The following is a 24,920-nucleotide window of genomic DNA, read 5'->3' on the forward strand; positions in this document are numbered from 1 at the left end:
GATGTCCGTAGCTGCAGCCACTTCCATCGATCCGGTGACGGTCGAGATCATCCGCAACGCATTGAACGCAGCAGCGGAGGACATGAACGCCACGCTGATCCGGTCTGCGTACACCCCGATCATCTACGAGGCGGGTGACTGCGTCGTCGCTCTGCTGGACGCCGACCACCAGGTGCTCGGCCAGTCGGCCGGCCTGCCCATCTTCCTGGGCAACCTGGAGACCTGCACCCGGGCGACCGAGGAGCGGTTCGGCCGGGAGGTCTGGGAACCGGGGGACGTCTGGATCCTCAACGACTCCTACCTGGGCGGTACCCATCTCAACGATGTGACGATCTTCGGGCCGGTCTTCGTCGGCGAGTTGCTGGTGGGGTTCACCGCCTCGCGGGCGCACTGGATCGATGTCGGGTCCAAGGATCCCGGCGGCTCGATGGACTCAGTCAACATCTTCCAGGAAGGCCTGCGGCTCGGGGCGATGAAGCTCGTGGAGGGCGGTCGGCACGTCCGGTCGGTGATGGACACCATCGCCTACAACGTGCGCTTCCCCTACCCGACGAGCGGTGACATGCACGCGATGATCGCGTGCATCACAATGGGGGAGAAGCGGTTGCAGGAATTGGTCGCACGTTTCGGCCTCGACGTCCTCGAGGCAGCGCGGGACGAGATCTTCCGCCAGACAGAGCAACTCGAACGCGCGGTGATCAGCGCGATACCGGACGGGGTCTATCGCGCGGAGGGAGTGCTCGACAACGACGGCATCGACCTCGACACGCCGATCCCGATCCGGCTGACCGTCACCGTCGCAGCAGACACCATCGACTTCGACGTCACCGAGTCGGCCGACCAGGCGGTCGGACCGGTCAACTGCGGTGCAGCACAGGCGGTCTCGGCTCTGCGGGTCGGTTACAAGCTGCTGGTCAGCCCCGATCTGCCGGGCAACGGTGGCTCGTTCCGCACGATGAGCACCCAGGTCCGGTCGGGATCGGTGCTCGGTGCGGTCGCTCCGGCCGCGTGCCAGTGGTACTTCTCGCACCTGGGACTGCTCATCGACATGGTCGCCAAGGCCCTCGCGCCGGCGATGCCCGACCGGGTGGCGGGAGCCAGCCACGGGGACTCGATGATCATCCTGACCTCCGGCAACGATCCGCGGACGAAGCGCGACTTCGTCAGCCTCGAGGCCACCGTCGGCGGATGGGGAGCGTGGGACGGATCGGACGGGGAGAGTGCGCTGATCAACAACGTGAACGGATCCCTCAAGGACATTCCGATCGAGGTCTACGAGACCCGGTACCCGTGGCGGATCACGAACTATCGGATCCGTCCCGACTCCGGCGGCCCGGGTCGTTGGCGGGGTGGCAACGGCGTGCAGCGGGAGTACGAGGCGCTCACCGACTGCACGGTGTCGCTGTGGTTCGAGCGGTCCCGTCAGCCTGCCTGGGGTCTGTTCGGCGGGGGCGACGCCATCGGCCCCGACGTGGTGATCAACCCGGGCCGCGCCGACGAACGCCGGGTGCTCAAGGCCAACGGTCTGCGACTGCGGGCCGGCGACGTGGTGCGCTGCGCCGCAGGTGGTGGTGGCGGCTACGGGGATGCGACCGAGCGGCCGGCGGCCGCGGTGCTCGACGACGTCCGCGACCGGTACCTGTCCGCCGAATTCGCCCAGGCCCAGTACGGGATCACCCTGCCTATCGCATGAGTTCCCGACGTCCCGGCGGGGTGCGGTCCGGTTCCATCGCTGCGTGCCCCCAGGCGGTGTCGAGCGCGAAACACAGCGTGTGGACGGCCAGTCGGACCTGCGGTTGATCGAAGGTGAGTCCGAGTTCGCGTGCCCGGGCGAGGCGGGCCAGAACGGTGTTGCGGTGCACCCCGAGGGTTCCGGCGGCCACGCTCAGCGAGCCGCCGTTGTCCAGGACCGCGAGGACCGTCGAGATGAGCGCGCGTCGATCCTTCGCGGCCAGCAGGTCGGTCAGGCACAGCTGTGCAACGCCCTCCAAGGAATGGATCGGGAGCCAGCCGAGCGCGGCGCGTACCCCGATCTGGTCGAACCATTCGATGGAGCCTGCGGCCAGGGTGGTGGCGACCCTGGCGGTGAGTCGGGCCTCCTCACGTGAGCGCACCAACCCGCGGGCGCCGGGATGTGCGCCTCCGATCCCGGCGACGAGGCCGTGCCGGGATAGCAGGTCGCTGAGTGAGCGGGCCGCGCGGCGCATCGCAGCGGGGCGATCGGTGCTGCCGGTGCTCCACGAGACCCAGCCGTCTTCGTCAGGGGCGAGCGGCCAGTTCGGCAGGACTGTGTGCCACAGCGAGTGGACCAGCTGGGTCATCTCGTCCTGCTCACCGTCCGCCGGCGGCGCGGTGGGGGTGCTGCGGGTCAGCCAGATCGCCCGGTTGATGCCGTCGAGCTGCCAGCCCAGTTCGCCGGGCCAGGACGCGGGCTCTGTGAGTCCGGTGGCCAGTGGCAGATCCAGGACGGCGGGTGCAGCTGCCGCTTCGCGCAGCATCCGGAACGAGACGCGCTCCAACTCGACCCGGCCGGCCTGCTGCAGGCGACCCTGCGCCCAGGCCGCCAGGATCGGGGTCCGGCCCAGGGCCAGCAACGACTCGACCGTCCCACTGTCGCCGGCACCGGCGGGGATCCGCGTCACGAGTTCGGCGAAGAGATGTCCCGTTGCGGTGGTCACCGGGACCTTGACGAGTTGCGTGCCGGGCTTGTCGGCCACGGCAGCGGCCCGTCCGGCGAGCAGGGTGCTGCCGGCGACCAGGGCCACCGGGAGCGGGTCGAGCTCACGCGCCAGTACCGCGATGATGCCCCGGATCGCGGTCTGGTCGGCCAACTGTTCGGCGCAGCGCGCGATCCTCAGTGCTCTGGCCGAACCGGGAGCGCTGACCTGCGCGGCCAGCGCCAGGGCCAGGTCCACCGGGTCGCGCTCGGCGACCAGCAGCGTGATGTCGAGACGCTCGGCGAGCAGCGAGCCGGAAGCGCTCAGCGACCGGCTGGAGATCACCACCCCCGCCGCTGCGCGCTCCCAGGCGAGGTGCAACGAGGTGGCCAGCGACCATCCACCGCTGTCCGCTTCGTCGCTGAGCACCACCAGGGTGTGCGGGGGTACTCGCCGCAGACGGGCGAAGGAGTTGGCCAGGTCGACACCCTGGACGGGTTGGTCCGTTGCACTGCGGTGCGCGACCTCGACCTTGGCGAGTGGGTCCAGCCGCAGCAATTCGGACATCGTCAGCGGGACGGTCGGCGCGGAGAACGCTGCGGGCGGTGTCATGGAGCCTTCCTCAGCGACGACGGGGATGGTCGAGGGGGATGTGGTGGACGCTCGGACCGACCAGGGCGAGACCCTCAGGGCTGTACCAGACCGCATCGGCAGGGGTGACCAGGACGTCGAGCAGGTCTCCGTTCTCCAGACTGTCCAACGCGGCCATCCTGCCCGAGCGCACATCGAACAGGGAGATCAGATCCGGAGCAGCGGCCGTGAGGACACCGTCGACGAACGCGGCAACGATCTCGCTGCGCAGTTCCAGCCGCAGGATCGCTCCGCCCACCTCGTCGAGCACCGCGCTGGTGGGGTGTGTCGGCACCGACAGGTCCGCCGGACGGGTGAGGTGTTCCAGGTCGACGATCCGGCCGCGGGCGATCCGGCGGGTCGCATTCACCGCGGAGAGTCGGTTGACGAGCAGGTCCGTCGACATCGGTTCGAGCAGCAGCCGGCCGACCTCCAGCAGTCGCGACACGTTGCCCCGGGAGGCGCCGCGGGCGGTGTCCCCGATGGACGCGGGATACGCCGCAAATGCCGCCCACCCGCCCAGAACGTCCAAGGCGCTGCGGGACAACACATCTGCTCGCTCCGAGTTCGGCGAGGTGAGCGTGAACGTCTCGCCGGCCGCGCCGGTGAGGACCGCCGGCGACACCGAGAGGCCGGCCAGGAACATGGTCGTCTGGTTGATCTGGGCGAAGGCTCGCCCCATCCCGTCGCAGTCCAGCAGAGGGAGGCCCAGCTGCGCGGCGGCGATCACCGGGAACAGTGCACTGACCGTCGCCGCGGCCAACGGGTACACAGCGGCCAACGGCCGATCGATGGTGCGCTCCAGGGTGCGGACGGCAGTGACGAACTCGTCACCGGCGGGCGGCAGGTCGGCCAGCGCGGCGCCCGAACCGAGGATGCACAACGCCGCGCACCAGCTCGTCGCCGGCATCGACTCCGGCTTCAGCAGCGGAAGCGGACCGGTCTCCCCGAGCAGCCCGGTGAGCCAGTCGATCAACGTGACCCTGGTGGTGTCGCCCACCGACGGTGAGTAGAAGTTCGCACCGGCGTAGAGCGCAGCGACGTCAGCAGCCGTGATCTGGGCTCCCGAAGCGGGACGGGACGGAGGCACCGTCAGCCTGCCCTGACACGGTCAGCGGTGTCCGGTACGAGCCGGCGACCCGGACTCGGTGAACCCGTTGCGCGGGCGGTGATCCGCACCGTTCCCGCGGGGGTGAACGGCATGGCGATGGCAGACATCTCAACCACCCGTGCCGAACCCGGCGCGGCACCGTTCGCGGTCGCCAACGTGATCACCCTGGTCCGCACGTCCTCGCGCAGGGTCGTCAGCTGCTCCGCGGTCGTGATGTAGGCGACCTCATCGACCCAGGCGGACGGGGCGCTGACGGCAGAACCCAGCCCGGCCAACAGATTCCGGTGCAGCGTCGGCTCCACGACTGCCTCGGTCGCGGCCTCGTCCCGGTCCGGATGGTCGGTGGGCCACGGGTGCGCGAAGACGGTCGACAACTCCGCCTGCGGGATGACGAGGTCCCAGCCCATGGGACCGTCCAGCGAGGCCCAGGCGTCCGTCCCGACCACGACCAGCCGATCGCGCACCTCACCCTCCAGCTGTCCTGAGTGGGTGTGGATCCGGACCCGGCACGCATCGAGGCCGGCGTCCGCGGCGGCCCCCAGCAGTGTCGTCGACAACTCGGAGGACAGCAGGATCACCGGATGGTTCCGGGCCCACGACAGGGTCGAGAGGCCGCCATCGCTGCGAGCCACATGCGTCGTGCTGCCGGGGAAGATTCGCGCCGCAGCACTTTCCCACGCACCGAGCAGTCGATCAACTGGCTCGAACAGGGCGGCATCGTGGACGGCTGTCGACTCACGGGCGACGAAACCCTGGCCACCGAGATCGCCGGCGAGGATGATCCTGGCCGAGCCGCACCGGGCCTGGAGGATGTCGGCGGCCTGCCGCTCCTGGTGCGGATGGGCTGTCGAACCGCTGCCCACCACGGCGATGGAATCAATACCCAACGCGGCGACCTGGCGGGCCACCTCCTGCACCCCGGCCACGTCGAGAGCGCTGACCGGCCGTCCGAACAGGTCACAACCGCCCTGCACGCTGAACCGGTTGCGCACCAGTCGTTCCACCCTGGGCCGGGGATTGCGACCCAGGCTCGGATCGCTGGCCGGGCGGGGGACGATCCGCACCACGGCGACGCCGGCGTCCGTCGACCCGTCGGACAGCAGCGCGGTCAGCAACCCGCCGATGGTCAGGGTGACCTCCACCGGATCGCTCGGGGAATGGTCTGCGGTCTCCGCCAACGCCGCCAGGATCTCGGAAGGATCAGTGTCCGGGTCGAAGACCCGGTGCGCCACGATGCTGCGATCCCGGACAGTGACCCCGCAGACCTCCTCGCCGTCCAGGACGATCGCCAGGACGGTGCGGGAGTGGTGAACGGGCGCTTCCGACACGCACGTGACGCTATCGCGCGCGGCGCCGGAGGAACTGATCGACCGTCACCGCCAACAGGATCAGCAGGCCCTGCACCACCTGCTGGTAGGTCGTGTCCCAACCGAGCAGGTTGAAGCCGTTGCCGATCAGGGTCAGCAGCAGTGCGCCGACGACGCCGCGCCAGATCGCGCCCTCACCACCCAGGATGGACGTCCCGCCGATCACGGCGGCGGCGATCGCGGACAGTTCGATCCCGGAGGCCATGCTGGACTGCGCCGATCCGGCGCGGGAGGCGAGGATGAGGCCGGCCAACGCCGAGCAGACGCCACTGATCATGTACGCGGCGATCCGTATCTGGCCGACCCGGATCCCGGACAACCTCGCTGCCTCGTCGTTGCCGCCCACCGCATAGACCCGACGGCCGAAGGTGGTGGCGGACAGCAGGACCCACAGCAGCGCGGTGACCACCAGGAAGACGACGGTCGCGGAGGTCAGTCCGAACAGCGACGGCCAGGTGAACATCGCGAAGTCGTCGGCCTCGCCCGCGAGCGGGTACGCGATCGCACCTGCGGTCACCACCACGGCCAGCCCGCGGTAGATGATGCTGGTCGCCAGCGTCGCGATGAAGGAGTTGACCCCGCTGCGCACCACGATGGTGCCGGTCAGCAGTCCGAGCAGGGCGCCGGCCACCACCGAGGCGGCGAAACCGACCGGCACACTGGTCGCTGCGCCGACCTGCACTCCGACGATCGCCGAGACGGCCAGGCTGGCGCTGGCGGTGAGATCGAAGACCCCGGCGATGATGCAGATCGTCGCCCCGGCGGCGAGCAGCCCGACCACCGAGCACTGGTCGAGCAGGTTGACCAGGTTCGACGTCGTCAGGAAGGTGTCGGTACTGAACGACAACGCGACGACGATGGCGACCAGGGCGACGACGATGCCGTAGTCGCGCACCCTCACCCCGCCGGTCCGGCGCCCCGGGCCCACCCGTCGGCCCCCTCCTTCTCCGGTGGTCGACGGACCAGCCGGTTCAGCCACTGTCGAGCTCATCGGGTGTCTCCTTCGTCGTCAGCGGCTTCGGGATGGTGCCGGGTGGCCGGAACGATGTCCGGTGCGGGGGGTGGCTCGGCGTCGCCGAAGGCGGCGGCGATCACGGTCTCTCGCGGAGTCCCCCTGGGGTACTCGCCGACCGGGATGCCGCCGCGCAGCACGATCGACCGGTGCGACAGCTCGAGCAGCTCCTCGATCTCGGAGGACACGACCACGACCGCCATGCCCCGGGCGGCGAGATCGACGATCATCCGGTGGATCTGGGCCTTGGCCGCGACGTCGACCCCGCGGGTCGGTTCGTCGATCAACAGGATGGTCGGCTCCCGGAGCAACCACTTCGCGAACAACGCCTTCTGCTGGTTGCCGCCGGAGAGGGTGTTCATCGGGGAATCGGCTCGGGCGGCTCGGACGTCCACTTCCGACGTCGCGGCCGCCACCCGGCCCCGCTCGGTGCGGCGGTCGACCAGAGGGCCTCGCCGACGGGACGACAGCGAGGCGAGGGCGACGTTCTCCCGGACCGATCGCATCATCACAAGCCCCTGTTCCTTCCGGGACTCGGGAACGAGGGCGATGCCGGCGCGCATCGCCTTCCGCGGGGTCATCGTCGGGATCGGCACACCGTCGACCTCGATCGTGCCGTCCTGCAACGGATCTGCCCCGAACAACAGACGCAGTGTCTCGCTCCGGCCGGAGCCGACCAGTCCTGCGATGCCCAGGATCTCCCCGGCGCGGACCTCCAGATCGACGCCGGAGACCGGCCCGCCGCCCAGACCGCTGGCTCGCAACCGGACCGGCGCGTCGTCGCGTACCGGCTCCGGTCGCGGGTACAGCACGTCGATCTGTCGACCCACCATGTGCGTCACCAGCTCGCGGGCGGTGAAGGTCTGCGCTCCGGCGGTGACGACCAGCTTGCCGTCCCGCAGGACGGTGATGCCATCGGAGACCTTCAGCACCTCGTCCAGGAAGTGCGAGACCAGCAGCACCGTGGTGCCGCCGGCCGCCAGTCGCTCGATGAGGTCGAGCAGGTTGGCCTTCTCTCCCTCGGTGAGGACGGCGGTCGGTTCGTCCATCGCGATCACCGAGGCGCCACGGGCCAGCGCGCGCAGGATCTCGACCTGCTGACCGGCGCCGATCGACAACCGGTCGACGCGTGCTGTCGGGTCGATGTCAAAACCGGTGTAGGCCAACAATTCCGCGAAGACGGACCGGTCGTCCGCCGTCCGGACCAGACCGCCCCGGTGGCCCCACCGCCCAAGGAAGACGTTCTCCAGGACCGTGCGCGCAGGGACCAGGGCGCCCTCCTGCGAGATGAGGCTGACGCCGTGGGCGATGGCATCGCGCGGGCTACCGATGGTGGTGAGCTCGCCGTCGAACGCCACGGATCCGGTGTCCGATCGGATGGCACCGCCGAGGATCTTGAGCAGGGTGCTCTTCCCGGCGCCGTTCTCCCCGACCAGGCTGTGGACGGTCCCCGGAGCGATGTCGACGTCGATGTCCCGCAGGACCGGGACGCCGCCGTAGGACTTGCCGACACCGCGGACGGTGATCTGTGGAGCGCGGCGGGTACCGACGCCGCGGTCACCGGGGCTGCTGCGCTCCTGGCGATGCGATGGTGCACTCACGGCTGTCGTCCTTCCTCAGGCGGAACGCAGCACCGGGGGTGGTGCTGCGTTCCGTCGTCGGTCGTTTCCGTCGTCGGTCGCTGGGTTTTGTGGCGTGATCAGTCGGAGTAGTCGGCAGTCTGGCCGGCGATCTTGTCAGCCGTCAGCAGCGCCTGGTAGGGCGTCAGATCGCGGGCGTCGGTGGCGGTCGGAACGGTCTCCCCGCGCGCAGCCTTCAGGCCGAGCTCGGTGGCCGTCTTCCCCTCGGTCTTCTCCGGGATGTTGTAGGTACCGAACCACTTACCCGACTTGATGCCGTCGAAGGCCTGGGTGGAGCCACCGTTGCCGACGAACAGGATGTTCTTGTCACCGGCCAGGGCGGCCGCCCCGGCGATGGCCTGCGACGAACCGATCACGACGTTCACGTCGGGATTGGCCTGTAGGACGTTCTGGAACGCGGTACGACCCGCATCGGCCGTGTAACCGCCGACGACGCTGGCGACCAGGTCGGCGCCACCCGCCTTGAGCCCGTCCTCGACCGCCTGGGTGCGAGCCGCGTCCAGCGGATAGTTCGCGAAGCCCTGCAGGTAGGCCACCTTGCACGGATCGACGGCGAGCTTCTTGCAGGCGCCGAGACCCAGTTCGGCCAGGCCGGCGCCGTTGTTGGTCGGAGTGTCGACGATGCTGATGACGCCGTCCACCTGCGGCTCGATGGTGTCGAACTTGCCGCCGATGGGGGTGAACTCGACGACGACCTTGATCCCGGCCGCGAGTGCCTGCTTGACCGCAGGGGTGATGGCGGTGCCGTCGTTGGCCTGGATCACGACGACGTCGTACCGCTTGGACGTCACCGCGTCCTGCAGCTGGTTGACCTGGGTCGGCCCGTCGAAGTTCGAGTCGATGAAGGTGGCGGTGGCGTTGTTGGCGGCCGCGGCCTCCTGCACTCCGGCCCACGCGGCCTGGGCGAACGAGTTGGCCTTGGCGAAGCCGAAGAAGCCGACCGACAGGGTCTTGCCGGTGCTGCCACCGCCGCTGCTGCCGGAGGTGCTGGACAGTGCACTGCTGGTGGCGGAGGAGGCGGCCGACGTCGTACCGGTGTCGGAACTCGTGTCGGTGCCGGAACTCGTGCCGGGGTCGGAACTCGCGCCGGCCGAGCTGCTGGATCCGGCTGCGGGGGTGGCCACCGGGGTGGTGCTACTGCTGGTACTGGCGGGCTTGCTGCAGCCGGCCAGGACGAGTGCGGTCGCGGCGAGTACGGCCGTGCCGGTGATCTTCAGGGATCGCTTCATCGGGGGATGCTCCTGGGGCGGGATGGCGGGGGCGGGGGACTGGTGTCGGAACGGCGGGCGGAGGTTCAGGATCCGTCGAGGGCGGGGGTCGGCGGATCGACGGGCTCGAGCAGACTGCCGACGATCTTCTCGTCCGGCTCCAGATCGAGTAGGGCGGCGAGACCGGCAGATGTCTTGTCGCGGAACGGGTCTGTCACCCAACGGTGGTAGGCGTCCGCGTCGTCCCAGTCGGCGATGACGAGGTGAGTGGTGCGGTTGGTGTCCACCGACCGCCACAGGGTGGCGCCCAGACAGCCGGGGAACGAACGTGAGATCTCGAGGACCCGATGGTCGCGGTAGAAGTCCTCGAGTGCAGCGCGGCAGTCGTCCTTGGCCCTGAGGGCGAGGACGCTTCGGATCATCTGCTCTCCTCCTGTACGCCGGCGCCACGCCCGGATTCAGGTCGCGGCGGTTGATGGTCCAGGTGACCGCTCAGGAACGGGCGGTGCACCGGGGATTGCAGGAATCGTGATCGCTGCCCGAACCGAGTCGGTGTGCTGGGCGCACATCGCCCACTCGAACCGATGTGCTCACTCGTGGTGGTGTTGCATGCTCGTTACAACTTCGGAGCTCCGCCGCAGGTCAGGGGCCTCGATGCGGATCACTCGGATTCAGAGCAGTGACGCGGGTCAGCTCCGCGGCCCAGTGCCGGGCGTAGCTGTCCGTGGGTGGGCGCGGCTGTCCACGCAGGTCGTGGGGGGCCCTGCGGCGCCGCGCGAACGCCGACTCTCGTCCGTTGACAGCGTCCGGCCGCTGTGTCACGGTGGCCGCACTCCCGGTCGGATCCTGCAGCCGTGGCGGTCTGTCGATCATCCGGTCCGACGACGGGGGTTCCCGTCTCGCACCGATCCGCGGAAACCCTGACCCAGTCAGGCTTTCCGGGATGGGCTATCAGTGTGTTCCCGATCTCCCTCGACGCCCGGTCCGGCTTGCGCACATCGCTCGGCCGCAGCCGTACAGGCCTTTCTCCCACCCACCAGAGGACCATGATGACTTCTCCCTCCGAGCAGACAGGCGCACCCGGCCCGGTGTCCGCAGCGAACACCCGGGTCGCGATCGACGTCGGCGGCACCTTCACCGATGTCGTCGAGTTGGATCCGGAGACCGGACTGCTCCGCTTCGACAAGGTGCCGACGACCCCGAGTGAACCCACCCGCGGCGTCCTGGACGCGTTCGCAACCGTCGCCTCCGGTGTCGGACGAGTCGGCATGTTCACCCACGGCACCACCCTCGGTCTGAACGCGCTGCTCACCAGGACAGGGGCCAGGACCGCCGTCGTGGGAACGAAGGGCTTCCGGGACGTCTACCTGCTGGGCCGCACCGACCGGCGGACCAACTACGACATCAAGTACCGCCCGCCGACCCCGTTGCTGCAGCGCTACGACACCTTCGAGGTCGATGAGCGCTCGCTGTTCGACGGATCCGTGCACCGTGCCCTGGACGTGGCGGACGCGGAGCGGGTCGCCGCGGAGATCGCCGAGCGCGGGTACGACTCCGTCGCGGTGGCGTTCCTGCACTCCTACGCCAACCCCGAACACGAACTGCAGATGCGGGAGGTGCTCGCCAGGGTCGCGCCCGAGGTCGTCATCACACTTTCGCACGAACTCTCCCGCGAGTACCGCGAGTACGAGCGGACGTCCACCGCGGTGCTGGACGCCTACGTCAAGCCCATCGTTCGCCGATACCTGGAGCAGCTGGAGAACGACCTCGCGGCAACAGGTTTCACCGGGCGGTTCCTGATGACGCGCTCGGGCGGCGGGTCGATGACCGCAACGACCGCCCGGGAACAACCGGTCAGTCTGATCCTGTCCGGGCCCGCGGGCGGGGTGATCGGTGCGGCCGCTCTGTCGAAGGTGATCGGCGTCCCCAACCTGATCACCATCGACATGGGCGGCACCAGCCTGGATGCCTCCCTGGTGCTCGACGGGGAGCCGGTGCTGTACCAGGGAGCCGAGTTCGAGGGGATGCCGATCAACACCCCGTCGCTGTACATCCACACCATCGGCGCCGGCGGCGGTTCGCTGGTGCACCTCGATGGGGCCGGCGCTCTGCTCGTGGGACCGGCGAGTGCGGGAGCCATGCCGGGTCCCGCCGCCTACGGCCGCGGCGGGACCCAGGCGACCTTCACCGACGCGGCGCTGGCCATCGGCTATCTCGGTACCGGAACGCCCTTGGGCGGCACCTTGGTGCTGGATGCGGACAAGGCCCGCGCCGCACTGGCCCCCACCGCCGAGACGCTCGGCATGAGCGTGAACGCCCTGGCCCGCGGAGTCGTGCAGATCTCGACCACCAAGATCATGGGAGCCGTCCGAGCGATCACCGTCGAGGTGGGGCGCGATCCGCAGGACTTCGCGCTGCTGTCCTTCGGCGGCGGTGGCGGTCTGGTGGCGGTCGACGTCGCCCACGAGCTGGGCATCCCGACCGTGATCGTCCCACCTGGCCAGGGAGCATTCTCCGCGTTCGGCATGCTCATGGCGGACGTGCAGCACGACCTCGCCAGGACGTCTGTCGTGCTGCTCGCCGAGCTCGATCTCGCAGCGGCCGAGCAGCTGTACGAGCAGATGACGCAGGAGGCGACCGCGCAGCTGACCGCGGAAGGGTTCGGCGCCGACCGGCGTACCTACCTGCGCAGCATCGACGTGCGGTACTCCGGCCAGGAGCACTCGGTGACCCTGCAGCTGCCGGCCGGCCCGGTCGATCTGCGGGAGCTCGTCGAACGCGAGTTCGCCGAGCTGCACGAGCGGCAGTACGGGCACCGGATGACCGACCCGATCGAGGTCACCACGCTCCGGCTGCGGGCCGGCGGCACCGTCGATGCGCCGGAGTTGCCGACGCTCCCGCAGCGCGAATCGGGCGAGGTCGCCACCGACGGCGTCCGTGCCGTCCACGTGTCCGAGACCGAACCCGCGGTCGACTACCGGCTCTTCACCCGGGAGACGTTGCTCGCCGGCGACGAGATCACCGGCCCAGCAGTGATTTCCGAGCACACCGCCACCACGGTCCTGCACCGCGGTGACCACCTGATCGTCGGCCCGCACGGTGAGCTCGTCATCACCGTCGGTACCCGCTGAACACCCGAAGGAGAGCCCTGTGAGCATCGAGACAGTCGACAAATCGGTCCCCGATTCGATCACCACCGAGATCATCAGACACGGTCTGCTGGCTGCCGCCGAGGAGATGGCGCGCAACCTGTGCCGCACCGCGTACAACACCGTCGTCTACGAGATCCACGACTACGGCATCGGGATCCATGACGCAGCAGGCGATGTGGTCGCCGATGCGCCGGGCATTGCCGTCTTCACCCGCGGCAACGACCACGGCATCAAACGGGCGGTGGAGTTCCTCGGCAAGGAGGCGATGGGTGCCGGCGATGTGTTCCTGCTCAACTTCCCGTACTGGTCGTCGGCGCACACCCTCGACCCGTTGGTGTTCGCCCCGATCCATTTCGAGGGGGAGTTGATCGGCTACACCTCGTGCCGCATCCACGTCCTGGACCTCAAGCAGAAGGACCCCGGTTACGTGCTGGATTCCACCGACATGTCGCAGGAGGGCCTGTTCTTTCCCGCCAGCCGGCTCTACCGGGGCGGGGAGTCGTGCGACGACCTCTGGAACATCATCCGGTTCAACTCCCGGCTTCCGGAACGGACGATCGGCGACATCCAGGCGCAGGTCTCGGCCTGCGTCTCCGGGATCCGGCGGACCCAGGAGATCGCCGAGAAGTACGGCGCCGCAACGCTCACCACGGCGATGCGGACGATCAACGACCACGGCGAGGCCCTCGCGCGGCTGGCCCTGGCGAAGCTGCCCAAGGGCACCTGGACGGCCTTCGACTTCGTCGACTCAGACGGTATCGAGCTCGATCGGTTGATCAGGATGAACGTCACCGTCACGGTGTCGGACGACGGGATGGTCATCGACTGGACCGGGAGCGAACGGGATGTCCGTGGCCCGATCAACCTGCCGGTCGGGCAGACGGAAGCGTTCTGCAGCTTGATCTTCAAGGCGATGACGACCCCGGACACCCCGGTGGTGGCCGGCAACTTCCGGCCGCTGACCGTCATCACCGAAGTGGGCTCGGTGATGCATGCGATTCCGCCGATGCCGACCTTCACCCTGTGGACGGCGCTGATCGGCGGCGAGGTGGTGCTCAAAGCCCTGGCACAGGGTATGCCGGAGCTGGTTCCTGCGTGCTCCGGCGGCGACGTCTGCTCGATGATGGGTCTGGGTATCAACCCGCGGACCGGGGACCACTGGCTGGAGGCCACCAACGAGGCGGTCGGGTTCGGTGGTCACGCCGGCGGTGATGGTGCGGACGGCATCATGCACCTGAGCGAGCCGGGGTGCCGGAACAACCCGGTCGAGGTGCTGGAGACGAAGTCGCCGATGTTCATCGAGTCGTACGGTTATCGGCCGGACACCGGCGGCGCCGGCGAGTTCCGCGGAGGTGTCGGGGTGGGTAGGACGTACCGCTTCACCGCTCCGTCGACGGGTATCTGCCTGGTGTACAAGACGAAGACCAAGCCGTGGCCGATCGACGGCGGGCTGCCGGGCGACAACAACCACGTGATCCTCAACCCCGGAACCGACCGGGAGACCGTCACCGGTGGCAGCTACAACATCCTGGACACCGGTGACGTGCTGGTGAACAACACCGGCGGTGGTGGGGGATACGGCGATCCGTTGCTCCGGCCGACGACCAAGGTGCTGCAGGACCTGCGCAACGGGTTCATCGGGATCGAGGCGGCGGCCCGGGACTACGGTGTTGTCTGCGACGGGCGCACCCTGCTCGTCGACGAGGAAGCGACAGCACAGATGCGAGCCGAGCGGCTGGCGGCTGGTGCCCGATCGGGGGAGACGCACACGTGAGCACCGAACCGGATGCCCTGACCATCACCGACGTCCAGGTGCTGGATGCCGACGGCGGTCTGCGACCGGGGCCGGTGCACCTGTCGGGCGGACGGATCGTCGGGGTCGGTCCGGACGCCGGGTCGCCGGCGGGTGAGGTACGGCAGCTCGACGGTCGCGGCGGCACGGTGATCCCCGGTCTGATCGACGCCCACTTCCATGCCTACGGCGCCCATCTGGACATGTTCCGGGGCGAGTCGCGACCACTGTCGTGGGTGGCGATCGCGGGTGCCAGGCGACTTGGCCGGGCGCTGCGACGGGGCTTCACCACGGTGCGCGACGTCGCCGGCGGGGATGCGGGTCTGGCCGGCGCCATCGTCGACGGCCTGCTCGACTCCCCGCGGTACCTGTGGACCGGCCCCGCGCTCAGCCAGACCGGTGGCCACGGGGACCCCCGCCCAGGCGACCTCGACTGTTGCGTCGGACACCACCACGGCAGCGAGGTGGTGGACGGGGTCGATGCACTGCGGGTCGCCGTGCGCGACCGGTTCCGGCGTGGCGCCCACGCGATCAAGATCATGACCTCGGGTGGCGTCATCTCGTTGACCGACCCCATCCGTATCCCGCAGTACTCGCCGGAGGAGGTGCGGGCTGTCACCGAGGAGGCCGCCCGGCGCGGGAGTTATGTTGCGGCACACGCTTATTCACCGGAAGCGATCGTGCACTCGGTGACCAACGGAGTGCGCAGCATCGAGCACGGCAACCTGCTGGACGCCCCCACCGCCGCCCTGATGGCAGAACACGGCGCGTTCCTGGTGCCGACCCTGGCGACCTACGACGCGATGGGCCGGCGCGGCGCGGAGATCGGCCTGAACCCGATCGCGCGCGCCAAGAACGCCGAGGTGCTGGACGCCGGTCGGCACGCCATCGAGCTCGCGGTCGACGCAGGGGTTTCCGTCGGATTCGGCACCGATCTGATGGGCGAGCTGGAGGAGGAGCAGCTGCAGGGCGTCCGCGCCCAGGTCGAGGTGCTCGGCCTCATCGAGGCGCTGCGCTCGATGACCCTGACCAATGCAGCGCTGATCGGGCGGGACGACCTGGGTCGGGTGGAGCAGGGCGCGGTGGCAGACCTGCTGTTGCTGCCCGGCGATCCGACGGCCGATCCCTCGCTGCTGTGGGCGGGTCCCCGCACTGTCATCCAGGGCGGCCTCGTCGTCGGTGACCCCGTCACGCGATGACCCAGCGGCTGCTGCTGATTGCCGACACCCACCTGCCGAAGCGCGCTCTTCACCTACCCGCGGCCGTGTGGGAGGAGGTCGACCGGGTCGACGTCGTCGTCCACGCCGGCGACTGGGTCGAACCTGCGCTGCTCGATGAGTTGGAGGCCCGCGCTCCGCGGGTGATCGGCTGCTGGGGCAACAACGACGGCGCCGAACTGCGGGAAAGGCTGCCCGAGCGCGTGGACGTGACTCTTGAAGGTATTCGCTTCACTGTCGTGCACGAGACCGGGCAGTCGACCGGACGTGACGAACGCATGGCCCGGCTGTATCCGGACACCGACGTGTTGGTGTTCGGGCACAGCCACATCCCCTGGGACACCATGGCGTCGACCGGGTTGCGGTTGCTCAACCCCGGATCGCCCACCGATCGTCGTCGTCAGCCGCACTTCACCTACCTGACGGCGACGGTGTCGGACGGCTCGCTCGAGCTGGTGGAGCTGCACCGGCTGTGACCTTATCGGGGCGCCCCGCTCGGGCCGCCCCGGCCCGCGGACCCGCTGAACCGGGACACTCCGACACACTGGACACCGTTCACCACCGTCATTCCCAGGGAGCAGACATGGCCGCCACCGAGATCGCGCTGTCCGCGATCGTCCTGCCAGATCGCGATCCGATCTCCGACTTCCTCGCCGATGTTCTGGAGGCCGAGGCCGCCGGGGTCAGAACGGTGTGGACCTACGACCATCTGTCGTGGCCGATGCTCCGCGAGAACCCCTGGTACGGCTGCATTCCGCTGCTCGCGGCGGCCGCGGCAGTGACATCGACGGTGCGGCTCGGACCGCAGGTGCTGACGCCCAACTTCCGTCACCCGGTGCCGCTGGCCAAGGAGCTCATGACGCTCGACCGGCTGTCCGGTGGGCGTCTCGACATCGGGATCGGCGCCGGGACCGAAGGACCGGATGCCGGAGTGCTCGGTGAGCCGCCGTACTCCCGGGCCGAACGCACGGCGCGGTACCAGGAGTGGACTGCGCTGCTGGACGAACTGCTGACCCACGACATCACCACGTCGGACGGCGAGCGGTACCGCGCTGTCGAGGCGCACCAGCTGCCGGGCTGCGTCCAGCGGCCGCGGGCCCCGTTCACGGTGGCGGGTGCCGGACCGAAGGCGCTGGCCGCGGTCGCCGAGTACGGGCAGGCATGGGTGACCTACGGACCGTACGGTCCGGACACCGACGAGCAGGCGTGGTTCACCGCGCTGGAACAACAGTCGACGGATCTCACCGCTGCCCTGGAACGGGCCGGACGAGCGCCGGACAGCATCGGACGGATCGCCCAGTTCGGCATCGTCACCCGCTGGCCGTTCGAGAGCCCCGCTCGGTACTCCGAGACGATGGACCGGTTGGCGGCCGCCGGGTTCACCGAACTGAGCGTGCACTGGCCGCGGCCGGACGGACGGGGCCTGACGCGATCCGAGCTGGACCTGGTACTGGCGACCCACGCGTGAACCCGGACGCACCGACTCCGGCCAGAGCGCAGCGCGGCGCGGAAAACCGCTGGCAGCAACGGATCGCCGCCACCGCGTCTCGGCTCGCTGCAGGAGACCGACTGTCTCCGACGGCGTCGCACCGGGGGATCACCACCACGATCAGACCGGTGGACGTGATCGACGCCGATCTGTGGCGTGCGGCGGTCCCCGCCGGTGGCACGGCGATCGATCCGTCCGACCCGGCGGTTCTTCTGGCAGCGCTCGGTCCGGACGCCGAGAGTGCCTGGCAGGCGGGTCTTTCTGCGGGTGCGGCGGTGCCGGAGCACGGGCCCGTCCGGGTGGAGACGCCGCAGGGTGTTGCCGCGGACGCGGTGGGTACGTTCGTGTCCGGTGTGGTGGCGGGAGCCCGCGGACGCGGTGGGCTGCTGCTGGACGGGGACGCCCCGGCCGGAGCGATTGCGATCGGCAATGCGGTCGATCTGGCGAAGCTGCTCACCGACGCTCCCGCAAACGTCTTGGGTCCGGTTGATTTCGCGGCTCTGGCAACCGATCTCGCCGGTCAGGTGGGCCTGGAGTGCACGGTGCACGATGTCGACTCGCTGGAACAGCTCGGCTGCGGCGGCATCCTGGGGATCGGCGCCGGCTCGGACCGCCCGCCGCGGCTGGTCGACCTGCGCTACCGACCGGCTCAACCCATCGGCCGAATCACGCTCGCGGGCAAGGGCGTGGTGTTCGACTCCGGCGGGTTGTCGGCGAAGTCCCCGGCCGCGATGATGGACATGCGCAGCGACAAGGCGGGCGCAGCCGTGGTGCTCGCGGTGCTGGCGGTACTGCCGTCCCTCGGGCTGCCGATCGAAGTCCGCGGTCTGCTGCCGCTCGTGGAGAACGTGCCGGGGCCGCACTCGATCCGACCCGGAGACGTCGTCACCGCTGCCGACGGGACGGAGATCCAGGTGATGGACACCGATTTCGAAGGGCGGGTGATCCTGGCAGATGCGCTCGCGCTGGCCGTTCGGGAACGTCCGGACCTCGTCGTCGACCTGGCGACCCTGACCTACCAGGTGGTGATCGGGCTTGGCCCGGAGATTGCCGGCGTGATCGGTCGTGATGCCGCGTTGACCGCGGAGTGGGTGGCGGCCGGGGCCGCAGCCGGGGAGGCATGGTGGCCGCTGCCCTACGCCACTCGGTACGAACAGCAGATGCGCACCCCCAGCGGAGTCCGGAACCACCCGATGACGGACTCAGGACGCGCCATCACCGCAGCACTGTTCCTGGGTGCGTTCGTCCCGCAGGATCAGCCGTGGCTGCACGCCGACATCGCCGGACCGACCTGGCGGGGTGACGCGAGCGCCGAGGGCGCAACAGGTTTCGCGGTCCGCACGGTGATCGAGCTGGTCACCCGCCGCACTCGATCGAACGGTTGACCGACGTTCGCTCACCTGCAGCACGGTCGCTCGCCGTCGATCGTGAGCATCGGGGCCGAACATGAGCGGCGGGCGGGGAACGACCGTCAGGCCTGCGAACGTCGTCCGGGAAACGACCGTCAGGTCCGCGAACGTGGCCCGGAAACGACCGTCAGGTCCGCGAAGGGCGCGGGGCTCAGGCGGGGCGGTGGCCCACCAGGAAGATCCGGCGGAAGGCGAACACCGTACGCTGACCATCGCCCGAACCTGTTGCAGGGTAGGCGTTTCGTAGGCGGTCGCCGAGTTCGGACAGGAACGGCTCGTGCAGATCTGGAGGCAGCGCGGTGAGCACCGGACGCAGTGCGGTGCCGCGGACCCAGCCCAGCACCGGGCCGTCGCCGGTCAGCACCTGCTGGTAGGTGGTCTCCCAGACGTCAGGCAGCAGTCCCGCATCGACGAGCAGGGCCGTGTACTGCGCGGGCGTCAGCACCGGATCTGGGCGCAGTTGCAGGCCGCCGGTTGCTTCCTGCCAACGGGTTTCGGCGACCTGGTCGCGGATCGCGCGATGTGACGGCGAGTCGAAGTTACCCGGAACCTGGACGGCCAGCCAGCCGTCGCGGGGGAGCTGCTCCGCGATCGCCTGCAGCAGCGGAGCGTGGTCGGGGACCCATTGGTACGCCGCGTTGGAGACCACCACCCGAGTGCTCCGCGGCGGGAGGTACGTCGTGAGATCCGCGGACGAGAACGAAAGTCGCTCGTGTGCTCGGGTTGCGGCCTGTTGCAACATGTCAGGGGAGTTGTCCACGCCCAGCACCCTGGCCGCCGGCCACCGGTGCGCGAGGGTGGCGGTCAGCTCCCCGCTGCCGCAGCCGAGATCGACGACCTCGTCAGGATCCTCGACGAGGACGCGTCCCAGCAGATCGAAGAACGGTCGCGATCGGTGGCCGGCGAAGGCTGCGTAGGTGGTGGGGTCCCAGCGTGCCGGTGTCGGTTGACTGCCTGAGTACATCGTTGTCCCTTGTCGTCGTCGACTGTTCGACCCGAGTTTACCAAGACGTACGTACGGTTTGCAGGGCCGAACGGGTCTCGACTCCTGCGTCGCTCGACCGGCGAACGGGTCTCGACTCCTGCGTCGCTCGACCGACGAAAGAACGGGGGGTCCGACCATCGGGCCTCGGACGGTCGGGACCGTGATGCTCGGTGATGCGATGTTCGGATCCCGTCGGTGTCGGACCGGCGCACGGCTGTGTCACGATGTGAGATGGACAGGGCGTCCGCAGCTGGACCGCTCCCCGATGTCGGCACCACCCCCGCCGGCTTCCGTCCATCCGTCACCGGCGACGAACACCGGCCCGAGGCGTCCGGTGACCCCGGCCGGCCCAGGGTCAGATGAGGAGAAGTGCATGGCTCCCGAGCAATGGACACCGTCCCCGCAGGCGCCGACGGCGCCCGAGGGTGTGGGTGCTGCCACCAGCCCCAGTCCCGCCGAGGTCGCCCGCGGACTCCGCGCGACCGGTGAGGGCGCCGACACGATCCAGTTGCTGTCCCCGGAGGGTGAGCTCACCTCTCATCCGGATTTCCCGCTCGAGGTGAACGGCGAGCTGCTGCGCGATCTGTACCGCGACATGGTGCTGATTCGGCGCTTCGATCGTGAGGGCAACTCCCTCCAGCGACAGGGCCAGCTGTCCATCTGGGTGCCGCTGCTCGGGCAGGAGGCCGCCCAGATCGGCGCCGGCCGTGGCATGCGCCCGCAGGACATGGCCTTCCCCAGCTATCGCGAGCACGGCATCGCGTGGTGCCGGGGCGTCGATCCGACCGAGTTGCTCGGCATCTTCCGCGGCACCAACCACTCCGGCTGGAACCCGATCGAGAAGCGGTTCCACACCTACACCATCGTCATCGGCAACCAGGCGCTGAACGCGGCCGGCTATGCCATGGGCCAGAGCTTCGACGGCAAGGTCGGCGGGGGTCCGGAGTCCGACTCGGAGGCGACCATCGTCTTCTTCGGTGACGGCGCCACCGCCCAGGGCGACATCCACGAGGCCATGGTCTTCGCGACCGCCTACGACTCGCCGGTCGTCTTCTACTGCCAGAACAACCAGTGGGCGATCTCCGAGCCGATCGAGAAGATGGCCCGGCTGCCGCTGTACCGCCGGGCCGCCGGTTACGGCATGCCCGGCTTCCGGGTCGACGGAAACGACGTGCTCGCCTGTCTGGCCGTCACCCGCTGGGCGATGGACGAGTGCCGCTCGGGCAACGGACCGGTGATGATCGAGGCCTTCACCTACCGGATGGATGCCCACACCACCTCCGACGACCCGAACCGGTACCGGCTGGCCGACACCACCGAGGCGTGGAAGCTGCTGGACCCGATCGAGCGGGTGCGGGTGCACCTGGTTCGCGAGGGCCTGGCCGACCAAGGCTTCTTCGACGACATCCAGGCAGAGGCCGATGCCCTCGCCGAACGTTTCCGGGCATTCGCCGTCGCGATGGAGCCGCCCGGCCCGGAGACGATGTTCAGCGGGGTCTACACCGCCCCGCACGCCCAGACCGAACGCCAGAAGGCCGAATTCCTCGAGTACCTCGAGGGCTTCGATGCGGAAAGCGCCCACGCCGCAGGAGGCGGTCACTGATGAGCACTGCAACCACGAGCCAGTCCGTCACCCTGGCGAAGGCCCTCAACATGGGCCTGCGCGCCGCGATGGAGGCCGACGACAAAGTGCTGGTGATGGGGGAGGACGTCGGCAAGCTCGGCGGCGTGTTCCGCATCACCGACGCCCTGCAGAAGGACTTCGGTGAGCACCGGGTGCTCGACACCCCGCTGGCCGAGTCCGGCATCATCGGCACCGCCGTCGGCCTGGCGCTGCGCGGCTACCGGCCGGTCTGTGAGATCCAGTTCGACGGGTTCGTCTTCCCCGGCTTCGACCAGATCATCTCGCAGGTCGCCAAGCTGACTTACCGCTCACGTGGGGCGTACCAGATGCCGCTGACGATCCGGATCCCGTACGGCGGCGGGATCGGTGCGGTCGAGCACCACGCGGAGTCGCCGGAGGCCTTCTTCTGTCACATCGCCGGGCTGCGGGTGGTGGCCTGCGCCAACCCGGCGGACGCCTACTGGATGATCCAGGAAGCCATCGCCTGCCCCGACCCGGTCGTCTTCTTCGAACCGAAGCGTCGGTACTGGGAGAAGGGTGACCTCGACACCTCGATCGATCCGGGCACCACGTTCTCCTCAGTGCTCCGCAGTTCGACGGAGAACTCAGCCGTCACCCTGATCGGCTTCGGCGCCACCATGCCGACCGTCTTCGCCGCTGCCGCTGCCGCAGCCGAGGAGGGCATCGCCTGCGACATCGTCGACCTGCGCTCGCTGTCGCCACTCGACCTCGGGCCGGTACTGGAATCCGTCCAACACACCGGTCGCGCTGTCGTGGTGAGCGAAGCGCCCGGCGAGGTGTCACTCGCGTCCGAGGTCGCCACCCGGATCACCGAGGAGGCCTTCTACTCGCTGGCCGCCCCGGTCCAACGGGTCACCGGCTTCGACGTTCCCTATCCGCCGAGCAAGCTCGAGGAGGAGTACCTGCCAGACCTGGACAAGGTGCTCCACGCCGTCGACCGCTCGCTCGCCTACTGACCGCTGCTCCGGCGCGCGTCCCACATCTCGAGGAACCGGACACCATGACTACTGCCACGAACACGCGGGTGCGAACCTTCCCGCTCCCGGATGTCGGGGAAGGTCTCACCGAGGCCGAGATCCTGGAGTGGAAGGTCGCTCTGGGTGACGACGTGGTCGTCAACCAGATCATCGTCGAGATCGAGACCGCGAAGGCGGCGGTCGAGTTGCCCTGCCCGTGGAAGGGCAGGGTCATCGCGCTGCTCGCCGAACCCGGCGTGACGATCGCGGTCGGCAGCCCGATCATCTCGATCGACACCGATCCAGGAGCCGGCGCGTTGCCAGGTGATGATCCGGCGCCCGCGCCGGGCGCGCCCGCGGCTGCCGCCGACGAGGAGGTCGGATCGAAGATCGGGGAGGTCTCGGCAGACGGCCGGATCGCGACCCTGGTCGGTTACATCCCGGCCGCCGGCTCCGGCGCCAGGCGCCCCCGCAAGGGCGCTGCACCGGCGGGTCCCGCACCGACGGCGGCCGCCCATCTCGCAGCCGGCGGCGAGGCGGGGATCGCCGCCAGTGCGGTCCGGACCGCCGCGGCCCACGCCGAGACCACCGGTGCTGCCGCCACCGCCACGCCTGTTCCGTCGAACGGCGTCAGGTCCGCTGCCGCACTGGCCACTCCGCCGGTGCGCAAGCTCGCCAAGCAGCTGGGCGTCGACCTGAGCACCCTGACGCCGACGCGGGCCGACGGGGTGATCGGCCGGGCCGAGGTCGAGGCAGCCGCGGGTGGTGGGACCGTCGCGGAGTCGACCCCGACTCCCGCTCCGATCGCACCGCAAGGCGCGGCGAGCGGCGAACGCGAGACGCGGGTTCCGGTCAAGGGTGTGCGCAGGATGACCGCGCAGGCCATGGTCTCCAGTGCCTTCACGGCCCCCCATGTCACCGAGTTCCTCACCGTCGACGTCACCCCGATGATGGAGCTGCGGGAGCGGCTGCGCGCTCGACGGGACTTCGCCGGCATCAAGCTGACCCCGTTGACGTTCACCGCCAAGGCGGTCTGCCTGGCATCGCTGCGCACGCCGGAGATCAACTCGGTGTGGGACGAGGCCGCCCAGGAGATCGTGGTCAAGCACTACGTGAATCTCGGTATCGCGGCAGCGACCCCCAGAGGCCTGGTGGTGCCGAACATCAAGGACGCCCATCGGCTGTCGCTGGTCGAGCTCGCCGGTGCGCTGGGTGAGCTGACCGACGTGGCGCGCCAGGGGAAGACGTCACCGGCGTCGATGGCCGGCGGCACCGTGACGATCACCAACGTCGGGGTGTTCGGCGTCGACACCGGGACGCCGATCATCAACCCCGGCGAGTCGGCGATCCTGGCGCTCGGCTCGATCAAGGACATGCCCTGGGTCGTCGACGGACAGATCGTGGTTCGCAAGGTGTGCCAGCTGGCGCTGTCGTTCGACCATCGGGTGATCGACGGGAAGCAGGGCAGCGAGTTCCTGGCGGCGGTCGGCGCGCTCCTGGCCGATCCCGGTGTCGCCCTCACCTACTGACGATCGGAGCCTCGGGTCCGAGAGCCCGTCGGACCTGTTGGTCCGACGGGCTTCGTCGTGCCGGGAGCCAGAGTCGACCAACACCCAGCGGCTGAACTTTCCCGGCTGATCGCCAGCGAGTCACGCTGCCAGTACCGGCTGATCGTCGGCACGTGAGCTGATTCACCGGCGGATCGTCGGCATCATGGGAATGCCGTTGGTAGAGTCGTGGTTGTACACGATGTCCAGCCGATCGACCTGGCTCCACGAGGGAGCCACCGGCTCGGCATCGTCCCCGAGAAGGAATGACAGCAATGAGCCGCCTCAGCAAGGCCATCCGCGACCACCGCGTCTCCAACCGCAACCGGCAGGAGCTCGACCGAGCACTGCAGGTCGCGACGCCGGCGATGCGCAACGAGCTGCTGGTTCTCGCTCAGCGTCAGGGCATCACCCGCTGACGCGGGTTTTCCAGCAGAATCCACGCCGTGCCCGCGCGAGAAATCTCGCGGGCCGGCGTAACACTCCTTGTCGGTTGTCCGATAAGAGATACGAACCCGGCGATCCAGAAGCCCCCGACCTACTGGATCGTCGGGTTTCTTCATGTCCGTGATTCGACGGCGCCCCGGTGACGTTGCGCCGTACCCCACGACCTGATCGCCGCCGGGCTGACGGGGCGGCGGTGGTTCCGGCGGTCCCGCCTCGCCGGAACTGCGGACACTGTTCGACCGGGCGTTCGGCGGCTGACGCGACCGTCGCGAGTGCGGCGCAGGGATCGACGGGGCTAGCCTGCCAGGGTGTCCGATCATCCCCGCTCCATCCAGATGCTCCACGACCGTGTGATGATCCGACCGGGCTCGGCCGGCGAACGCACCACCCGGGCCGGGATCCTGATCCCGGCCACCGCAGAGGTCGCCCGCCGTCTGGTGTGGGGCGACGTCGCCGGCGTCGGTCAGCACGTGCGCAGCGTGAAGGTCGGGGATCGGGTGTTGTTCCACCCGGACGACCAGCTCGAGGCCGAGGTCGGTGGCGACGTCTACCTGGTCCTACGGGAGCGGGATCTCCACGCGGTCGCGATGCAGGAGCCGACGGGTGGGACGGGGCTCTATCTCTGAACAGACCGGGTCGCTCGCTGGGTAGTACGC

20 protein-coding genes are annotated in these 24,920 nt (G+C 69.3%); 12 read left to right on the top strand and 8 right to left on the bottom strand.

The genetic code is table 11. From position 1 onward, the window contains the following. The first annotated feature begins 1 nt into the window (after nt 1). Nucleotides 2–1,693 (top strand): hydantoinase B/oxoprolinase family protein, encoded by a 1,692-nt coding sequence (locus ABLG96_RS02565; protein WP_353649866.1) that lies wholly within the window; start codon nt 2–4, stop codon nt 1,691–1,693. On the opposite strand, the gene ABLG96_RS02570 is transcribed toward ABLG96_RS02565, so the two are convergent. The 7 genes from ABLG96_RS02570 to ABLG96_RS02600 all read right to left on the bottom strand — a co-directional run bounded on the left by ABLG96_RS02570 (nt 1,683) and on the right by ABLG96_RS02600 (nt 10,047). Continuing rightward, nucleotides 1,683–3,269 carry a helix-turn-helix domain-containing protein gene (locus ABLG96_RS02570; RefSeq protein ID WP_353649867.1) on the bottom strand — a complete coding sequence of 529 codons (1,587 nt, stop codon included), beginning with the start codon at nt 3,267–3,269 and terminating at the stop codon, nt 1,683–1,685. The genes ABLG96_RS02565 and ABLG96_RS02570 overlap by 11 nt on opposite strands. A 10-nt stretch (nt 3,270–3,279) precedes the next feature. Next, nucleotides 3,280–4,377, bottom strand: a complete 1,098-nt coding sequence (locus ABLG96_RS02575; protein WP_353649868.1) for a DUF917 domain-containing protein — start codon at nt 4,375–4,377, stop codon at nt 3,280–3,282. 2 nt (nt 4,378–4,379) lie between these two features. After that, nucleotides 4,380–5,726, bottom strand: a complete 1,347-nt coding sequence (locus tag ABLG96_RS02580) for a hydantoinase/oxoprolinase N-terminal domain-containing protein (protein WP_353649869.1) — start codon at nt 5,724–5,726, stop codon at nt 4,380–4,382. 10 nt (nt 5,727–5,736) lie between these two features. Continuing rightward, nucleotides 5,737–6,756, bottom strand: a complete 1,020-nt coding sequence (locus ABLG96_RS02585; RefSeq protein WP_353649870.1) for an ABC transporter permease — start codon at nt 6,754–6,756, stop codon at nt 5,737–5,739. Then, entirely contained in the window at nt 6,753–8,378 is a 1,626-nt protein-coding gene (locus ABLG96_RS02590) for a sugar ABC transporter ATP-binding protein (RefSeq protein ID WP_353649871.1), read from the bottom strand. Before ABLG96_RS02590 ends, ABLG96_RS02585 begins: the two co-directional genes overlap by 4 nt. A gap of 98 nt (nt 8,379–8,476) precedes the next feature. After that, a complete protein-coding gene (locus ABLG96_RS02595; protein WP_353649872.1) occupies nt 8,477–9,646 on the bottom strand; it encodes a sugar ABC transporter substrate-binding protein in 1,170 nt (389 codons plus the stop codon). Nucleotides 9,647–9,711: 65 nt separating this feature from the next. Beyond that, on the bottom strand, nt 9,712–10,047 hold the full coding sequence (locus ABLG96_RS02600) for an antibiotic biosynthesis monooxygenase family protein (RefSeq protein WP_353649873.1): 336 nt from the start codon (nt 10,045–10,047) through the stop codon (nt 9,712–9,714). Between the two features lie 627 nt (nt 10,048–10,674). Between ABLG96_RS02600 and ABLG96_RS02605 the strand changes: the two genes are divergently transcribed. The 6 genes from ABLG96_RS02605 (at nt 10,675) to ABLG96_RS02630 (ending at nt 18,660) form a co-directional block, all read left to right on the top strand. Continuing rightward, entirely contained in the window at nt 10,675–12,756 is a 2,082-nt protein-coding gene (locus ABLG96_RS02605; protein WP_353649874.1) for a hydantoinase/oxoprolinase family protein, read from the top strand. A gap of 19 nt (nt 12,757–12,775) precedes the next feature. Next, the gene (locus ABLG96_RS02610; protein WP_353649875.1) at nt 12,776–14,551 is read left to right on the top strand and encodes a hydantoinase B/oxoprolinase family protein; all 1,776 of its coding nucleotides are present in this window, start codon (nt 12,776–12,778) and stop codon (nt 14,549–14,551) included. Next, complete coding sequence (locus ABLG96_RS02615) at nt 14,548–15,768, top strand: amidohydrolase family protein (protein ID WP_353649876.1); 1,221 nt, start codon at nt 14,548–14,550, stop codon at nt 15,766–15,768. The genes ABLG96_RS02610 and ABLG96_RS02615 overlap by 4 nt, the downstream gene beginning before the upstream one ends. Further along, nucleotides 15,765–16,262, top strand: coding sequence for a metallophosphoesterase (locus ABLG96_RS02620; protein WP_353649877.1), 498 nt, complete (start codon nt 15,765–15,767; stop codon nt 16,260–16,262). The genes ABLG96_RS02615 and ABLG96_RS02620 overlap by 4 nt, the downstream gene beginning before the upstream one ends. A gap of 107 nt (nt 16,263–16,369) precedes the next feature. Next, a complete protein-coding gene (locus ABLG96_RS02625; protein WP_353649878.1) occupies nt 16,370–17,254 on the top strand; it encodes an LLM class flavin-dependent oxidoreductase in 885 nt (294 codons plus the stop codon). A 149-nt stretch (nt 17,255–17,403) separates the two neighbouring features. Continuing rightward, nucleotides 17,404–18,660: a M17 family metallopeptidase gene (locus ABLG96_RS02630; protein ID WP_353649879.1), complete on the top strand. Its 1,257-nt coding sequence runs from the start codon at nt 17,404–17,406 to the stop codon at nt 18,658–18,660. Nucleotides 18,661–18,835: 175 nt separating this feature from the next. Here ABLG96_RS02630 and ABLG96_RS02635 read toward each other — a convergent pair whose 3' ends face one another. Continuing rightward, nucleotides 18,836–19,648, bottom strand: a complete 813-nt coding sequence (locus ABLG96_RS02635; protein ID WP_353649880.1) for a methyltransferase domain-containing protein — start codon at nt 19,646–19,648, stop codon at nt 18,836–18,838. Between the two features lie 394 nt (nt 19,649–20,042). Here ABLG96_RS02635 and ABLG96_RS02640 point away from each other — a divergent pair, with 394 nt between their 5' ends. From ABLG96_RS02640 to ABLG96_RS02660, 5 genes are all read left to right on the top strand, one after another. After that, nucleotides 20,043–21,272 carry a thiamine pyrophosphate-dependent dehydrogenase E1 component subunit alpha gene (locus ABLG96_RS02640; RefSeq protein WP_353649881.1) on the top strand — a complete coding sequence of 410 codons (1,230 nt, stop codon included), beginning with the start codon at nt 20,043–20,045 and terminating at the stop codon, nt 21,270–21,272. Continuing rightward, a complete protein-coding gene (locus ABLG96_RS02645; protein WP_353649882.1) occupies nt 21,272–22,270 on the top strand; it encodes a transketolase C-terminal domain-containing protein in 999 nt (332 codons plus the stop codon). Before ABLG96_RS02640 ends, ABLG96_RS02645 begins: the two co-directional genes overlap by 1 nt. Nucleotides 22,271–22,314: 44 nt before the next feature. Then, nucleotides 22,315–23,799 (top strand): dihydrolipoamide acetyltransferase family protein, encoded by a 1,485-nt coding sequence (locus ABLG96_RS02650; RefSeq protein WP_353649883.1) that lies wholly within the window; start codon nt 22,315–22,317, stop codon nt 23,797–23,799. A 293-nt stretch (nt 23,800–24,092) separates the two neighbouring features. Beyond that, nucleotides 24,093–24,236, top strand: a complete 144-nt coding sequence (locus ABLG96_RS02655) for a hypothetical protein (protein ID WP_353649884.1) — start codon at nt 24,093–24,095, stop codon at nt 24,234–24,236. Between the two features lie 363 nt (nt 24,237–24,599). Beyond that, on the top strand, nt 24,600–24,890 hold the full coding sequence (locus ABLG96_RS02660; protein WP_353651355.1) for a co-chaperone GroES: 291 nt from the start codon (nt 24,600–24,602) through the stop codon (nt 24,888–24,890). Nucleotides 24,891–24,920 lie beyond the last annotated feature (30 nt).

This window comes from Nakamurella sp. A5-74 (assembly GCF_040438885.1).
GTDB lineage: Bacteria > Actinomycetota > Actinomycetes > Mycobacteriales > Nakamurellaceae > Nakamurella.

Coding starts and splice junctions, on each gene's coding strand:
- ABLG96_RS02565 (WP_353649866.1), top strand. CDS start 2: ATGTCCGTAGCTGCAGCCACTTCCATCGATCCGGTGACGGTCGAGATC.
- ABLG96_RS02570 (WP_353649867.1), bottom strand. CDS start 3,269: ATGACACCGCCCGCAGCGTTCTCCGCGCCGACCGTCCCGCTGACGATG.
- ABLG96_RS02585 (WP_353649870.1), bottom strand. CDS start 6,756: ATGAGCTCGACAGTGGCTGAACCGGCTGGTCCGTCGACCACCGGAGAA.
- ABLG96_RS02595 (WP_353649872.1), bottom strand. CDS start 9,646: ATGAAGCGATCCCTGAAGATCACCGGCACGGCCGTACTCGCCGCGACC.
- ABLG96_RS02600 (WP_353649873.1), bottom strand. CDS start 10,047: ATGATCCGAAGCGTCCTCGCCCTCAGGGCCAAGGACGACTGCCGCGCT.
- ABLG96_RS02605 (WP_353649874.1), top strand. CDS start 10,675: ATGACTTCTCCCTCCGAGCAGACAGGCGCACCCGGCCCGGTGTCCGCA.
- ABLG96_RS02620 (WP_353649877.1), top strand. CDS start 15,765: ATGACCCAGCGGCTGCTGCTGATTGCCGACACCCACCTGCCGAAGCGC.
- ABLG96_RS02625 (WP_353649878.1), top strand. CDS start 16,370: ATGGCCGCCACCGAGATCGCGCTGTCCGCGATCGTCCTGCCAGATCGC.
- ABLG96_RS02635 (WP_353649880.1), bottom strand. CDS start 19,648: ATGTACTCAGGCAGTCAACCGACACCGGCACGCTGGGACCCCACCACC.
- ABLG96_RS02640 (WP_353649881.1), top strand. CDS start 20,043: ATGGCTCCCGAGCAATGGACACCGTCCCCGCAGGCGCCGACGGCGCCC.
- ABLG96_RS02645 (WP_353649882.1), top strand. CDS start 21,272: ATGAGCACTGCAACCACGAGCCAGTCCGTCACCCTGGCGAAGGCCCTC.
- ABLG96_RS02650 (WP_353649883.1), top strand. CDS start 22,315: ATGACTACTGCCACGAACACGCGGGTGCGAACCTTCCCGCTCCCGGAT.
- ABLG96_RS02655 (WP_353649884.1), top strand. CDS start 24,093: ATGAGCCGCCTCAGCAAGGCCATCCGCGACCACCGCGTCTCCAACCGC.
- ABLG96_RS02660 (WP_353651355.1), top strand. CDS start 24,600: ATGCTCCACGACCGTGTGATGATCCGACCGGGCTCGGCCGGCGAACGC.